Below are 13,831 nucleotides of genomic sequence, written 5' to 3'. Positions count from 1 at the left end.
TCGTCGACGACGTCATGCTTACTGAGACCATCAGTAGCATCAATATGCTGACGTATTGTTTTACTGTTTTAGAAAACATGAAACGAGACCGAAAATAAACCATTAAAAAAGATTAAGTCAGATTAATACCGAAGTTTTTGACCACAAAAGCCACTCCGAAAAAACACACTATCGAAATAACCGCGCACATACCCAACGACGCCCAGAATGAAAACCGATTCAGAAGAAAAGGAAAAATCAAAAACATAGGCAACGTTGGAAGAACATACCAAAACGTATAATAAGCATGGCTTGCAAGCTTCTCTTGCCCTTGCCCTTCGATATACATCCATATCAGCGCCAATATTGTCACGGTCGGCAGCGCTGCAATCAGTGCTCCGGCTTTATCGCTGCGCTTGGCCACTTCGGAAATTAACACCACTATCCCTGCGGTGAGCGCGTATTTAGTTACTATCCATAGCATGTGTTGACCCCTTCTTGATTCATCGTAAAGATCAATGAATCCAACAATACAAAGCCACCTTATCGTTAAGCATTTAAGTATAGGTAACCTAGCCTGATTAATGAAATCGAATGATTTTATTACCTGTATTGATTAGACTAATAACCCAACTGAGTTTTATCAACACACGAGATTGGCAGCACAATGAGCGGAATGAATTGGCAGCGCGTCGACCTAAACCTATTACTGACCTTTGATGCCCTGTTTCGCTTTCGCAGTGTCTCTAAAGCCGCAGAATCACTTCACCTAGGCCAACCTGCCACCAGCTACAACCTTAAACGTCTTAGAGAATTACTGGGCGATCCCTTGTTTGAGCGTGATGGCAACGTCATGCGACCAACTGCAAGAGCCCTTGAGATCGAACCAAAAGTTCGCGAGATCATGACCATCCTCAGCCATGATATTTTGCAATCCAATGTCTTCTCACCCGAAGTATTTGAAGGCGTCTTTAAGATTGGGTTGACCGACTATGCAGAGCAAATCTTTGGCCCTGATGTGTTCGACCAACTGCAAACCCTCGCTCCCAAAGCCAAAATATTATTCAAACCTGTGGATCTCGATAATTGCGTCTCCGCGCTCGAATCACAACAAGTGGATCTCTGTATTGGCGTATTTCCTGATTTACCGAGCAAGGTACACTCAACGTTCCTCTATCGTGAGAAGCATTTGTGTTTGTTCGATAACAACGTGCTAAAGACCGAGCTGCCTATCTCGTTAGACACCTATTTAAGCACACCACAAATGATCATCACTGGCAGTGAAGAGCTATCCACTCAAGTTGATAACACATTGGCCAGCATGAATATCCAAAGAAACGTCGTGTTGGGAACAACGCGATTTTTAACCATACGACGAATACTGACTGGAAGGCGAGTGATTGCAGTAATGGCTGAAATGGTCGGTAAATCAAATTTGATTGAGGATGAGCTTACCCTCAGTGAGCCTCCGATCAACATTCCTGATTTCGATATTGAAATGGTGTGTCTTCGAGGGGATAGGCATCATCCTCGTATTACTTGGTTATCCGAGTTGGTTAAGACAGTCGTGCAACAAAAAGTTAAAGCACTACGTGATACCTAAACTGTGTAAATGACGTTTGACCTACCATAAACTTGTAGCAGATGGTGTGAGCAGTGGAGGTATGAAAGTTGACACTCTATTTTATCCCGCCATGAGAATGAACGACGTTCAAAATGAAACTGCTTATGCCCACCAATTCCACAGCAAGGCCCGTCCAGTGCGGGCTTTGTTGTATTTGTATGTCGAGCTCTACCCTATAGGCCCTCCCTCTGATATTTCGCTTACTCAACAATCTCAACCACTCAGCGTATTTATTCCAGAGCTTCAGCCTATATTTTATTTATGTTTAACAGACATAAACTGACCACCAAGAAACCCATGCTTGAACCCCTTACTAATCACGGCGCACAAGTTAACTGGATTCATGCAACACGTCGCAAACCAACTACTAGACTTGGGGGTGAAACAAGAGCAGCTGCATTATGAGTGCTTTGGTCCTCATAAAGTTATCTAAACATTCATCATACTCATGCAAACAAAGCCTCTCAATTGAGAGGCTTTATCTTTTTATCCTTTTGATCTATTTGATATTGTCAACGATTGAGAACAGGAGTATGTTTAAAGGACGCAACCCTCATTTCGCTTTATCTTCCAAAGCAATGCGCTAGCAACAATCCAATTTTCTAGAAAGTTGAATAGAAAGGATTCTCACCTTCATTCTTCATGGTCTGCGTTTGTGTCTAAACTTCTAAATTAATCGTTTAATGGTGATCATCAATGAGCCGCTCCATCGACTTTAAAACCATCTTGCTCGCGTGCTTGATCATCAGTATTGGACAACTAAGCATGGGGTTGGTGTTCCCTTCACTACCCTGGATTGCTAAAGATTTTGACATCAGCCTTGACCAAGCGCAGCTTCTGGTCAGTATTTATCTACTCGGATTTGGCCCTTCTCAGTTTATCTATGGTCCAATTTCCGATGCTCTAGGGCGCAAGAAAGTACTGCTCACAGGTTTACTTATTGCACTCTGCGGTTTAGCAATGATCATCTTGTTCAGCGACAGCTTTTCTGGACTTGTTGCTGGTCGTTTTTTACAAGGGATAGGAACCGGTTGTTGCGCCGTGTTAGCTCGTGCATCGACGCGCGACAAGTTCAGTGGTCCAGATTTGCCTGTTGCCATGTCTTACATTGCGATGGCCGCTTCTATTACTCCGCTTGTAGCACCGGTTATCGGTGGATTCATCAACGCCCATTTCGGATGGGCCATGGTATTCATCTCTTTGCTAGGCTACGTCGTGTTTGCATGGGTCATCATTGCATTAAGATTCCAGGAAACCGTTTCAGCGAAGTCTAAAATCCCATCTCCGAAAAAGATGCTTATCCAGTACAAAGAGCTGCTCACTTCGCGTTATTTCATGAGCTTTGCAAGCATCAGCTGGTTAAACTTTAGTTTGATGATCACCACAGTCTCTGTGATGCCGTTTATCATGCAAGATCAAATCGGTATGACCTCTGACGAATACGCAATGTGGGCAATTATTCCAGCATTAGGGATGTTTGCAGGTACGAGCTTATGTAATCGTTTTAGACCGATTTTGGGGAACAAGCGTTTATTACTACTCACTCCGATGCTGCATGTCGTGTCAGCTCTCTGGTTATTTTTCTGCCCTATCGAGCCGCTTTACCTCATGCTAGGTCAGCTGCTGATGATTCTTGGTAACGGTATCGCGCTTCCCTGTGCTACCGCTCTTGTTCTTCAACCTTACAAAACCCAAGCAGGTGCTGCAGCGGCGATGTCCGGAGGTGGACAAATGGTGGTTTCATCGATAGTCAGTATGTTATTGGTGCAGTTAGGCTTGAACCAAGCATGGCATCTATCACTGGTTATCACGCTATTCGCGGTATTAACCTTAGTAAATATCCTACGCGGCTTTAGCGCCCCTCAACCTAACGCGTAAAGCTGCCTAAATGGGTCATAACCTCTTCATCCTGTAATTGAGGTTATGACTTACTTCATGTTTTATCTCACAATTTAGTATCTAATTTCGCTTGCCAAACTCGATACCTAACAGCATACCAACCCTAACAACACTAATTTCCGTAACAAAATGTAAAGTAAATCATATCTAACACACTGTTTTTCCGTATTAAATTTAATCAACCTATGCATTTCTGGAAGGCATATCATATTTTAATTGGATATTTTTTAGGCCGAATATAAGACTAGACACATAACAATATACACCTCGGCTTATAAGGTGGCTTCATGCCTAACAAAATATACATCATATCCAAGAATAAGCAGCGAATAAGTCTGCTGATGCATCAATTCAGGATCTCATTTCCACGTGTCGACATCATGTGTGCATCCAGTGTCCAAAACTTAAACAAAGACACTAATCAGCTCAACGACATCATAATCTACGACACTCATGCTAATGGTCTCGTCTCTAAAAATGAAATTATGAGGCTTGGTGGTTCATGGTTGAGCATCCACGAAGAGTGCAGTGAAGCGATTCAAACACAATGTCTAATGGATGGGTTCAGTGGTGTGCTCTCTCTTTCCGACCCAATAGACCTGTACCCGAAGGTCTTACGTTGTATTGCTCAGAGAGATATCTGGTACCCTCGCAGTGTTATTAGTCTTGCTATCAGGCAGTACCAAAGCAAAGCCATAACCTCACAAGAAATGATTGAGTTTGCGATATCTAACCTTGACCTGACGTTAAGAGAAAAAGAACTGCTCAACCTCATCGTCAAAGGTCATAGCAATCAAGCTATTGCCGACTACTTATGTATCAGTATCAACACCGTTAAGACTCACGTTTCTCGCATACTGAGTAAGCTCAACGTTCAATCGCGTAGTGAACTCCAATGTGTTCTAAATGACTACTTAGCCCGCCCGGAACTATACAGCGTTACGCCTATCCACTAAGTACATCAAATATCACCCTTTAGGGTTATCTCCTTTGGTACTTATAGGTGACTCCTTAACTGGAGTCACTCACTAACATAGTCCCTGTTCTTATAACAATTGTTTGGATAACGGAGAACCAAACCATGAAAAAAACACTATTGGCACTAACATTAGGCCTTTCATCTACATTTGCATTTGCTGACTTTGATTACGCTGGCGGTTCAAACATCTCGAACTGGGATATTGGTGGTGAAATCGCAGAACGCTGTGTTGTTGATGTAAGTGGAATCGATCGAGCGACCAATCTCGATCTATCTCTGCAAGAGGCCCAAGGCACAGTTGGGGTTGGTCTTTGGTGTAACACTCGCGGCGCAAAAGCCCATGCGACCTATTCATCAAGTAATCGTGGCGTGCTAGAAAACGAAGAGGGGGACGCTATTGCTTATACATTTAGCATCGATCAATCTGGAGATCTAAGCCTCACAGCAAATCAAACTATTGAGCAAATGACAGGTCAAGGTACTGCACATGGCTATCAACGTAAAACGATGAAAATCACCCCTATGGTAACAGGTCGAGAGTTCGCAGGTATCTATCGCGACACAATAACGGTACAGGTTGCACCTCGATAACTCACATTTTTATTAAAACGTAGCGCGGTTCTCCGCGCTTTTTTACATGGTGATTGCTATGAAGTACTTAGTTAGCACATTACTCCTGCTATGGAGCTCTCTCGCATCTTCGTTTCAAGTAGAACCTATGTTCCAACACCTATCTAACGTCGGTAGCAGAGCACAAGCTGAATACCGAGTTGAAAACACGGGAACGGAACCACTTGCAATTGAATCTGCAGCATACAGTCGAGAGGTTATTTCAGACATTGACGAAGACTTAGTTCCTGCGGATCATGATTTCATCATTATGCCACCCCAAGCCATTATAGAACCCGGAGAGTATCAGCTGTTTAGAGTTCGTTACCTAGGCTCAGACAAGCTTAACGAGTCCATTTCTTATCGTGTCACTTTTAAACAACTACCTCTAAAAAATGAAATCGATGGTACTGGTGTAGACTTACTGTTTAATTTTGCAACGCTAGTATTTGTCTCACCAGAGAACGCTTCATCTAAACTAGAAGCATCCTTAAACGATGAGGCGATTTCAATCACTAACCTTGGGAATGGTGTTGCGAACTTAAACAACTCTAGTCTCACATTAACAAGCACTGATGATAAGCAGATTCTCTCATGGAACGACTACAGTGCAATCAGTCCTGCTAGTTACCTGTTACCGAGTCAAACCATCATAATTCCCACTCAAGAAGAGTGGATCAACGGGAAAAGCATCATCGATGTTGATGTATCCATTTTGCAATGATCAAGGCGCAAATTTATTTTGTCATTTTGATTCAGCTATTTTCAGTGAATGCAGCAATTGCGAGCGAATGGCAAATGAACTTCCCTGTTGTTCAAGAGTCATCCAGTGTTGCAGAGGTATTACTGGCAACCGATGGAATGAATATTCTCTATTTCCCAAGTGTGGAGTTATCTAGATCGTTAAAACGCTTCTTAAATTCAGAGACTATCGATTGGTTATTGGAAAACGATACGGTGACACCCGAAGAGTTAGCTGAGTACGGTATAAACCTCTCTCTCAATATGCAAACCATGCAGGTTGAGATGTTGCTCGATGCAGACGCTCAAGCGTTACGTCGTATAGGCTTAAATGACACGTCGGAAAATTCAATGCCTTACTCATCTTCAGCGACGTGGAGCATACAAAACAATTTCACTTTATCGCATCAATACGATGATGAAAGAAGCTATCACAAAAGTGCAATAGACTGGACAGGAGGAAGTAACCTAGGTGGCGTAGACGGGTTATACCTTACTTACGGTTTCTATATTGACTCAGACGAAGACGATACTGAATTTAGTCGAACACGTACTCAGCTTTTCCATGACAATGTCGAGTCTCCTTGGCGAGTCGCTGTTGGGGACGTTCAATCCACATCATCAGGGCACTTACCTAGTGTAGAGCTGGGCGGAGTAACCTGGGAACGAGCTTACTCAGAATTGCAACCCTATCGCCAACTAAGAAATAGCGGTACTCAAGCTCTAGATCTTACTGAGTCTGCAGACGTTACTCTTTACATTAATGATATTCGAATCTCTCGTTTGCGTTTGCCTCCAGGCAGATATGAACTTGATGACCTTCCCCTCACTGATGGCAGCAATAACATTTTGCTAGAAGTGGATTACGTCTCTGGTCACTCGGAAATCATCAGCTACAGCCAGTTTTACAATGGTCAATTGCTTCAAGAGGGGCTCAGCGACTTTTCTTTATCCGCAGGCTTTGTCAGCAATCAATACTCTTCAAATATTGAGTATGAAGATGAAGCCTTGATCACCGGAGCGTATAACTATGGCTTGTTCGATAACTTGACACTCGGTATCAACGGCCTAGCTCATGAAGATGGATATTTATCGGGACTATCCATAGTGACGGGCAGCGACCTAGGGAACGTTAGCCTCCGTGCAACCTCTGGCTACTACACCCAGGAGGTTGAATCGATGGGGTATGCGGTCAGTTTAGACTACAACCAGCAAATCTGGGGAGCCTCATCTTTTGGCTCGCCTAACTTTCGCATCGGGGTTGAATGGCAAGACAATTTCAACAATCAACCTTGGCAACTAGATAATCAATATAGTTACTCAGTGATACGTTCTGACTACCAATGGTTCATCAATGATAATTGGGATGCCAGTATCTACGGTTCCGCTCGAGACGAAGATATTAAAGGTCGTCGCTATGACGCAAGTGCTCGCCTTAATTGGCGAAATCGCTATTGGAGAATTGGGCTAACTGGTGAGTACAAGCAAACCAATGAATTTAGGAAAGAATCAGAATACCTCGGGTATCTCAACGTCGATTTTTACTATGACCTCTATAACTCACGACATCGTTTAGGAATGAGCTACAACACTCATACTGAAATAGCTCGTGCGGAATTACGCAAGCCTATGGACAACTATGTCGGAGAGTATGGGTACGAACTGAGTGTAGAAGACAGAGATGGTGAGCAAAACTATTACTCTCGCGGGGAGTACAATGCCAACCGATGGAATGGGCAATTAGAATTCACGCATTCTGACTCTACTCAGGTCTTTGGCAGCGTTTCTTCGAGTGTGGTTATAGCAGATGGCCATCTCGCTTGGGGTCGAGCCAATATTGGTGCAGTTTCACTGATCAATGTTCATCCATCACTGAAAGATAGTGACATCTTGATCAACCAGAACTCCCAACAACAAACCGAATCGATTGCGACAACGCGCTTTGGGAATCTTGCTTCTTTAACAAGGAAGCATGAAACGAACACGATCACCTATAGCTCTCCAAATGCCCCTCTCGGTTATAGCCTAGGTAGTGGTATTGAACATATTCGTCCCGGTTCGATGACGACTCATCTTTTACAGATAGGCTCAGATGCAACGAAAACTGTAATTGGCACAGCGCTAACGTCAGAAGGGGAACCTATCTCACTTCGCTCGGGGCAAGCCACTACGACAGATGGGGTAACCTTATCAATCTTTACCAATAGCGCCGGTCGTTTTGTTCTTGATGGTGTCGCAGCGGGTGTTTACCAAATTAAGCTCGGGCAATGGTATGGCGAGCTAACCATTTTAGATAATGATGACGTTCTTCAATACGTCGATGATTTCGTTTTGGAATCAAAGGAGGGAAAACATGATTAAATTTATCGCTATACTCATTGCTTACTTTGCAATAATAACAAGCAGTTTTGCTGATGAATGTTCTGGCTCTTGGTCAATCCACTTCGATAGCCAAAAAGCTCAAACAAGACAAGAACACTCTTCTTCTGTGTGGATTCCTGGGGTAATTGAATTAAGCGCCCCACTTAGGCAATGCGTTCAGAGTGTTCAAATTAGCCCAACCCAATCCAATCAGCTTCAACTCAAGGGGTTTGGTTATACCATCGAAGCACAACTATTTAATGAGCACTTTCAAGCGTTACCACGCAGCGAACGTGGTTTCTTTGCGTCCTTAAACCCAAATGGCATCACTCAGATATGGGTTAGAATGGCGAATGCAGAGTTTGCGCCTGCAGGAAATTATTACGCTCAATTGAACGCGATCATTGCCAATAAGCAGCAGGAAACTGACGACCGCCTAGTTGATCTCAACTACCATATGCCTCCCAATGTCTCCGTTCGTATCCCGACCGTTAGTGAACCGTGGTTGAGCCAAAGTGGTAATAACTATCGGGTCGATATGGGTGAGATGACGCATGGATCTCAGAGAAACATCTCTCTCGAAGTAAAAAGCAACGCGAACGCGTCCATCACCATTGAAAGCCAAAACGGTAAGCTCATGCACGACAACATTAGTAATGCGTTTATCGACTACCAACTGGAGCTGCAAGGTCAACGATGGAATCCTCGTCGTCGATTCCATTCTGCGTTACCGAATGTGTACTCCAATCGTTATACCCCTATTCCATTTTCGATTAAAGTTGCCCCACAACCCAAAGCGTATGCAGGGCATTACTCTGACAGATTAACGATTACCGTCACTGCTCAATAACAATAAGGCAGCTTTAAACACCGCTAGCGTTTTAAACTGCCTTATCAAATGTCTTACTTAAATAGAACTCGATTGATAGTTAATCACCAACACTTGTCCATCGGTAAAGTAGTCGTGCTCCTCATCGCCTTCTTCTACCGGTGATTTAAGCGCCTTTAACTCGGTTATGATATTAGGTATGAACTGCACGAGTTGCTCAGCCAACCTGTCGCGCTCTTTATCGACATCCGGATCAATGCTGTGCAGCACCGTCACGATCCCTGAGTATGGAGTGAGTGTCAGACCATTGTCGTAACTCAGTGCCCCAACCCACACCTTTAAACCCGTCACTTCATCGACTCCGGCTTGCCACCAGCGAATATGGCTACGGTGGGTTAAGTTTCCCGGTAATTGAAAAGCCATTTCTTGAGGGCGATCTTGCCAATACAGATCAGAGACTGGTGGCGTCGCGTCTTTCAATAGCTGTAAGTAATCTGTCCATTGAATATCATTTCTGGAAAATGTTTGATTTTCTATCCAGCCAAGCTGCTCCATGATCACCTTTGGAGACTCTCCTTTGAAAACTATGTTCATTGCTTGAGCATCGAATACAAGAGAGCGACCTGGGTATGCTTTTAATGAACTTGGGCTAATCGTTTCAATCCCAGCGATCGCTCGATTTCTCATTTCATACTCGACAGAAGCTTGCTCTTTCACAATGTCGTCTGCACGCCAAAAGAAATGAATGTAGTTGGCGACTAACGCTGAAAGAGTAAAAACCAATGCGGTTTTCAAATACAAACGACTCCATTGTCGTTTAACTCCCCAAACAAAGATCGCTAGAGTTGCCGCTAGAACCATCAAGCTGTAAAGATGTTCACCGACAAATAGTGCGGCTTGATTTAATGCAGGGAACGCTTCAATACCGTAGCTCAACAGATAACCCCAAACGACGAATTGACCAACACCAAGCACTAAACCTATCGAGGACAGTAATGTGAAACGTCGCCACTCAACTTTATGAACCCCGGCAATAAACGGAACAACCCATGCAACAGGGCCAAGAAGACGCGCAAACAATAGGACGTAAGTGCCCTTCTTTGACATCAGTTTGCGGCTCCTTGCGATTGGACGTCGCGTCTTTGGTTGCCACTGCGTCAAACGACGCAATGAGCGAGCGCCTAATTTCTTGCCCAATGAATAACTCAATTGGTCGCCTAACCAGCCACCCGCTAATACCGCAATCAATCCAGCAAAAATGCCTTGGTGTAGTTGATAGCCCGCCGCGATCAAAAAAGGCTCTCCTGGCACAAACAAATTGGGGCCTATAAGTGCATCTAATAGTGCCCCAATGAACATTCCTAATGGTTCAAACATAGTCTAACGCTCTAGTTTATTGCTCGGAATTACTGTTCTGAGTAGTGACCAAACTTGTATTCCATTTCGTTATTTCGCATCTCACCAAAGAAGAAGCGTCGTACGTTCGCTTTCAAGTAGGTGAAGCCCATCTTGAACGTACCATCTTGATCGAGTCTGCGAGGATCAAATCCAAATGTGATTGGCAAGAAGCGGAATCGCCAAGTCTGACTTGCTCGTTTTACGTAATCACAGTCTTCACACAGTACTATCTCTTCGTCAAAACCACCGATTTCTTGATGAACTCGACGAGATGAGAAAATGCACGCTCCCACTGCAGTTGGGAAAAAGAATTGCGTTAAATACAAGCCACCGTTAAACAGGCCATATCCTAGCTTATGAATCATTGGTAATTCAGATGAACCCATGTAAACACCAGCCACTTCTAGCTTCTTCTCTTCTAGAGAGGACATTGCATTGGATAGAAAATTGGCAGACAAACGGACATCCGCGTCTAAAAACAGTAGTCGCTCATATTTAGCCAGCTTTGCGCCTGTGTTGCGACCTAGGCTGACACCACGGGTGCTCATCTTATGCACCGTTAATTCCGGTAAACTTTCTTCATATGCCTGGGCCACATCACACGTAGCATCCTCACTATTAGAATCAACAAGAATCACTTCGAAATCACGGTATGACTGCTTACTAAGATCTTCCATTAAACGGCCAATACGCTTTTCTTCATTTAGGGTAATCACCACCACACTCAGCTTGCTCATAATATTTCTCCGTACTTTGTGGTCTAACTCATTCGTTAATGTGTGATTAGAATACGGCTATGTGGTTTAATAGATGGTGAGCAGCGAGTTCATATTCGGTTCATATAAGTGCCAGATTTAGCATCTTTTTTATGACGAATATGCCAAGAACTATTGCTCATTAATGATATGGATGATAGTATCCGCGCTCGTTTTGAGAGTAACGACCAATTACTTCACAAAACTTTACGCATCTGAGCAAGGTCGCATTGCTCGATGTGATATTTAACTTTTACTAATTTGAGAGTAAAACTATGAAATTTGAAGCAGTAGTACGTACTGAACTAGGTAAAGGTGCGAGCCGCCGCCTACGTCACGCTGGCCAATTCCCAGCAGTTGTTTACGGTGGTGAAGCAGCGCCAGTTTCTATCGCGTTGAACCACGACGACGTTATGAACCAAATGGACAAAGCTGACTTCTACGAAGCAATCACTCTAGTGATCGCTGGCGAAGAAGTTAAAGTTAAGCCACAAGACGTTCAACGTCACGCTTACAAGCCAAAAGTTGAGCATATGGACTTCATCCGCATCTAATTCCCTACCAAGGAATAAGATTGGATTAATCCAGCCTTCTGCATAGAAAAGATAATCGACCTTACCAATCGAGACATCTAAAAATTCGAAACCCCGATGCTACCAACATCGGGGTTTCACCGTTTCTAGGGTATCGAAAACTCACCTCACTACACCTTCAAAGCCAAGCTCTCAGCGATAAAACACAGCCAGCCAAACCGTCACTCTATCAGGGTGCGTACTCTTCACTTTGTGTTTTGTTCCGGCTTCGATGTTGATGAAATCGCCCTCTGATAATGTCACTAGCTCACCAAATTCAAATTCGAGGACGCCTTCACCCTTGAGTACCAAAACCCACTCGTTCTCTTCTTGGTCATACCAACCGACGTCAGGCGAACAGTGCCCCTTTGAAAGAATCCTTTCGATACGGATAACATCTGTAGAGATAATATCTTCAAATACTTCGTTAGGTATTTGCTCAGGAATATTTGAAAAGAGATTCGACATAAGTATCGCTCCTTTGTAGTCCACTGTTTATTTCCATCAAACAACGTCCATCAGATAATTTCTGTAACGACTTCTGTTCTCACTGAGTTAGCGATGAAGCAGTTCTCGTGTGAAAGATGATGCATTTTCTCTAGTTCCTTCGTCGTCGGTGTTTTCTCTTCAGAGAAAGTGATTTCAGGCCTAAGAGCTACCTTAGTGACTGCCATTCGACCCATTTCATTATCTTCCAACACACCTACCGCATGATCAACATAACTCTCTACCACATACTTACGCTTGGCCGCAATCGATAGAAATACCAACATATGACAACTGGATAAAGCTGCTATGAAGGCTTCCTCTGGATCCACGTTTTCCACTTTAGATAACGGCAAAGGCACAATATCAGGGGATGGAGAAGCAGGTACGATAGCCCCGCCATCAAATTCCCATTGATGAGCTCGACTGTATTGGTTGTCACTGAAAATGTCTTCTGGTTTTCTAACCCAGCGTACAGTGGCTGTATGTTGCGACATAGTGTTATCCCTAACCTCTTTTCTTACTGTGTGATTTTAACTCGGTAAAGCGGATGGATTGGACGCTCAACAAAATAGGACCAAATATGCTTATAGACTGCATGTTGATTTGGAAAAGGTGCTAATGCCAATGCCTCCTCTAATGTACACCATTTAAATTCGGAGTGTTCTTCGTTCAATGTAACGACTTGTTCTGGTGGGCAAACCACAGCAAACACCGGTATCAACTCTATGACATTGACATTAGATTCATAAAATTGCTCTAGAAACTGAGCATTATAAAGCTCAGCGACTTTAATCTGAGTCTCTTCGCGAAACTCACGAACAATTGCCTCAGATCCCGTTTCTTCACCTTCAATTCCCCCAGCAACATGACACCAGAAGCCACCTTTTACTCGCTTCATCAATAGCATTTTAATCTCGCCATCAAACTCAGATAGCGCAACTCCCGACACAACGGATGTATTCAACGGAATCATGTATTCCTCTTCTTTGCCAGTTTGTTAATGAAAAAAGCACGGCATTTCTGCCATGCTTTCAGTGTCTACAGTGATAATAATAAACGGCTCAGTCGTTCAACCATTCAACTGCTGATTGATAGTTATCGAATGATTTCATCTTGCCCGAAATAAACCAGCTTCCGATTTTCGCCGCGAGTTCTTGCCAATTGTTCTCACCATAAATGGCAACCTTCTCGATATCAAAGCCAAGCTCTTTGCCAAGTTTAAAATCATCCCAGGCAGCTCGTAACTCCCATCCAGAAAATTCGGTGATATCGACTAACATCTTTATCTCATCGACATTGACTCCCTTTAAGCTTGACTGCAAGACCGGCTCAATACGCACATAGTCTTCATGCGTGAGTTTCCCTGTCGCCTTAAAGACTAATACCAAGTCAGAGCCAATGTGTTCAATACCTAACGTTATTCCATGACGTTCTATAGACATAGCGTGCACCTCTCAATGGAAGGACCCATCTATAGCTTAAGAGAGAGTTTTGAGAAAATATGAGAAGCAAAGCCGATTTTGAAAAATGCACCATCAATTAGCAATTTCAGCGCTATAGATTATATTTGATAATAATCACAACAACATACAGAGT

General features: G+C 43.5%; 15 protein-coding genes. 8 read left to right on the top strand and 7 right to left on the bottom strand.

The window, feature by feature from the left end; genetic code table 11:
- Positions 1-112: 112 nt before the first annotated feature.
- Entirely contained in the window at positions 113-463 is a 351-nt protein-coding gene (locus DPF91_RS12955) for a DUF3147 family protein (RefSeq protein ID WP_117234843.1), read from the bottom strand.
- Between the two features lie 183 nt (positions 464-646).
- Between DPF91_RS12955 and DPF91_RS12950 the strand changes: the two genes are divergently transcribed.
- The 7 genes from DPF91_RS12950 (at position 647) to DPF91_RS12920 (ending at position 9,042) form a co-directional block, all read left to right on the top strand.
- Positions 647-1,582, top strand: a complete 936-nt coding sequence (locus tag DPF91_RS12950; protein ID WP_117234842.1) for a LysR substrate-binding domain-containing protein — start codon at positions 647-649, stop codon at positions 1,580-1,582.
- 717 nt (positions 1,583-2,299) lie between these two features.
- Positions 2,300-3,481, top strand: a complete 1,182-nt coding sequence (locus DPF91_RS12945) for a multidrug effflux MFS transporter (protein WP_117234841.1) — start codon at positions 2,300-2,302, stop codon at positions 3,479-3,481.
- Between the two features lie 308 nt (positions 3,482-3,789).
- A complete protein-coding gene (locus DPF91_RS22340) occupies positions 3,790-4,458 on the top strand; it encodes a response regulator transcription factor (RefSeq protein ID WP_117234840.1) in 669 nt (222 codons plus the stop codon).
- Positions 4,459-4,583: 125 nt separating this feature from the next.
- A complete protein-coding gene (locus DPF91_RS12935) occupies positions 4,584-5,072 on the top strand; it encodes a hypothetical protein (protein ID WP_117234839.1) in 489 nt (162 codons plus the stop codon).
- Positions 5,073-5,130: 58 nt separating this feature from the next.
- Positions 5,131-5,814 (top strand): fimbrial biogenesis chaperone, encoded by a 684-nt coding sequence (locus tag DPF91_RS12930; RefSeq protein WP_164684147.1) that lies wholly within the window; start codon positions 5,131-5,133, stop codon positions 5,812-5,814.
- Positions 5,811-8,192 carry a fimbria/pilus outer membrane usher protein gene (locus DPF91_RS12925; RefSeq protein ID WP_117234837.1) on the top strand — a complete coding sequence of 794 codons (2,382 nt, stop codon included), beginning with the start codon at positions 5,811-5,813 and terminating at the stop codon, positions 8,190-8,192. The genes DPF91_RS12930 and DPF91_RS12925 overlap by 4 nt, the downstream gene beginning before the upstream one ends.
- Positions 8,185-9,042, top strand: coding sequence for a hypothetical protein (locus DPF91_RS12920; RefSeq protein WP_117234836.1), 858 nt, complete (start codon positions 8,185-8,187; stop codon positions 9,040-9,042). Before DPF91_RS12925 ends, DPF91_RS12920 begins: the two co-directional genes overlap by 8 nt.
- A 57-nt stretch (positions 9,043-9,099) precedes the next feature.
- Here DPF91_RS12920 and DPF91_RS12915 read toward each other — a convergent pair whose 3' ends face one another.
- Both DPF91_RS12915 and DPF91_RS12910 read right to left on the bottom strand, forming a co-directional pair.
- The gene (locus DPF91_RS12915) at positions 9,100-10,398 is read right to left on the bottom strand and encodes an LssY C-terminal domain-containing protein (RefSeq protein WP_117234835.1); all 1,299 of its coding nucleotides are present in this window, start codon (positions 10,396-10,398) and stop codon (positions 9,100-9,102) included.
- A 29-nt stretch (positions 10,399-10,427) separates the two neighbouring features.
- On the bottom strand, positions 10,428-11,156 hold the full coding sequence (locus DPF91_RS12910) for a glycosyltransferase family 2 protein (protein ID WP_117234834.1): 729 nt from the start codon (positions 11,154-11,156) through the stop codon (positions 10,428-10,430).
- Positions 11,157-11,449: 293 nt separating this feature from the next.
- On the opposite strand from DPF91_RS12910, the gene rplY reads away from it, so the two are divergent.
- Entirely contained in the window at positions 11,450-11,728 is a 279-nt protein-coding gene (rplY, locus tag DPF91_RS12905) for a 50S ribosomal protein L25 (RefSeq protein ID WP_117234833.1), read from the top strand.
- A gap of 171 nt (positions 11,729-11,899) precedes the next feature.
- Here rplY and DPF91_RS12900 read toward each other — a convergent pair whose 3' ends face one another.
- The 4 genes from DPF91_RS12900 to DPF91_RS12885 all read right to left on the bottom strand — a co-directional run bounded on the left by DPF91_RS12900 (position 11,900) and on the right by DPF91_RS12885 (position 13,677).
- The gene (locus DPF91_RS12900; RefSeq protein ID WP_117234832.1) at positions 11,900-12,214 is read right to left on the bottom strand and encodes a cupin domain-containing protein; all 315 of its coding nucleotides are present in this window, start codon (positions 12,212-12,214) and stop codon (positions 11,900-11,902) included.
- A 50-nt stretch (positions 12,215-12,264) separates the two neighbouring features.
- Positions 12,265-12,729 (bottom strand): OsmC family protein, encoded by a 465-nt coding sequence (locus DPF91_RS12895; RefSeq protein ID WP_117234831.1) that lies wholly within the window; start codon positions 12,727-12,729, stop codon positions 12,265-12,267.
- 23 nt (positions 12,730-12,752) lie between these two features.
- A complete protein-coding gene (locus tag DPF91_RS12890; protein WP_117234830.1) occupies positions 12,753-13,208 on the bottom strand; it encodes an NUDIX hydrolase in 456 nt (151 codons plus the stop codon).
- An 88-nt stretch (positions 13,209-13,296) separates the two neighbouring features.
- On the bottom strand, positions 13,297-13,677 hold the full coding sequence (locus DPF91_RS12885) for a SpoIIAA family protein (RefSeq protein ID WP_117234829.1): 381 nt from the start codon (positions 13,675-13,677) through the stop codon (positions 13,297-13,299).
- Between the last annotated feature and the right edge of the window lie 154 nt (positions 13,678-13,831).

Source organism: Vibrio maerlii (assembly GCF_003415655.1).
Taxonomy (GTDB): domain Bacteria; phylum Pseudomonadota; class Gammaproteobacteria; order Enterobacterales; family Vibrionaceae; genus Vibrio; species Vibrio maerlii.
Note: the sequence above shows the minus strand (reverse complement) of the source record. Positions and strands in the feature narration are given on the sequence as shown.

Excerpts from the sequence above, each read along its gene's own strand:
- DPF91_RS12955 (WP_117234843.1), bottom strand. The coding sequence starts at position 463 with ATGCTATGGATAGTAACTAAATACGCGCTCACCGCAGGGATAGTGGTG.
- DPF91_RS12950 (WP_117234842.1), top strand. The coding sequence starts at position 647 with ATGAGCGGAATGAATTGGCAGCGCGTCGACCTAAACCTATTACTGACC.
- DPF91_RS12945 (WP_117234841.1), top strand. The coding sequence starts at position 2,300 with ATGAGCCGCTCCATCGACTTTAAAACCATCTTGCTCGCGTGCTTGATC.
- DPF91_RS22340 (WP_117234840.1), top strand. The coding sequence starts at position 3,790 with ATGCCTAACAAAATATACATCATATCCAAGAATAAGCAGCGAATAAGT.
- DPF91_RS12935 (WP_117234839.1), top strand. The coding sequence starts at position 4,584 with ATGAAAAAAACACTATTGGCACTAACATTAGGCCTTTCATCTACATTT.
- DPF91_RS12930 (WP_164684147.1), top strand. The coding sequence starts at position 5,131 with ATGAAGTACTTAGTTAGCACATTACTCCTGCTATGGAGCTCTCTCGCA.
- DPF91_RS12925 (WP_117234837.1), top strand. The coding sequence starts at position 5,811 with ATGATCAAGGCGCAAATTTATTTTGTCATTTTGATTCAGCTATTTTCA.
- DPF91_RS12920 (WP_117234836.1), top strand. The coding sequence starts at position 8,185 with ATGATTAAATTTATCGCTATACTCATTGCTTACTTTGCAATAATAACA.
- DPF91_RS12915 (WP_117234835.1), bottom strand. The coding sequence starts at position 10,398 with ATGTTTGAACCATTAGGAATGTTCATTGGGGCACTATTAGATGCACTT.
- DPF91_RS12910 (WP_117234834.1), bottom strand. The coding sequence starts at position 11,156 with ATGAGCAAGCTGAGTGTGGTGGTGATTACCCTAAATGAAGAAAAGCGT.
- rplY (WP_117234833.1), top strand. The coding sequence starts at position 11,450 with ATGAAATTTGAAGCAGTAGTACGTACTGAACTAGGTAAAGGTGCGAGC.
- DPF91_RS12900 (WP_117234832.1), bottom strand. The coding sequence starts at position 12,214 with ATGTCGAATCTCTTTTCAAATATTCCTGAGCAAATACCTAACGAAGTA.
- DPF91_RS12895 (WP_117234831.1), bottom strand. The coding sequence starts at position 12,729 with ATGTCGCAACATACAGCCACTGTACGCTGGGTTAGAAAACCAGAAGAC.
- DPF91_RS12890 (WP_117234830.1), bottom strand. The coding sequence starts at position 13,208 with ATGATTCCGTTGAATACATCCGTTGTGTCGGGAGTTGCGCTATCTGAG.
- DPF91_RS12885 (WP_117234829.1), bottom strand. The coding sequence starts at position 13,677 with ATGTCTATAGAACGTCATGGAATAACGTTAGGTATTGAACACATTGGC.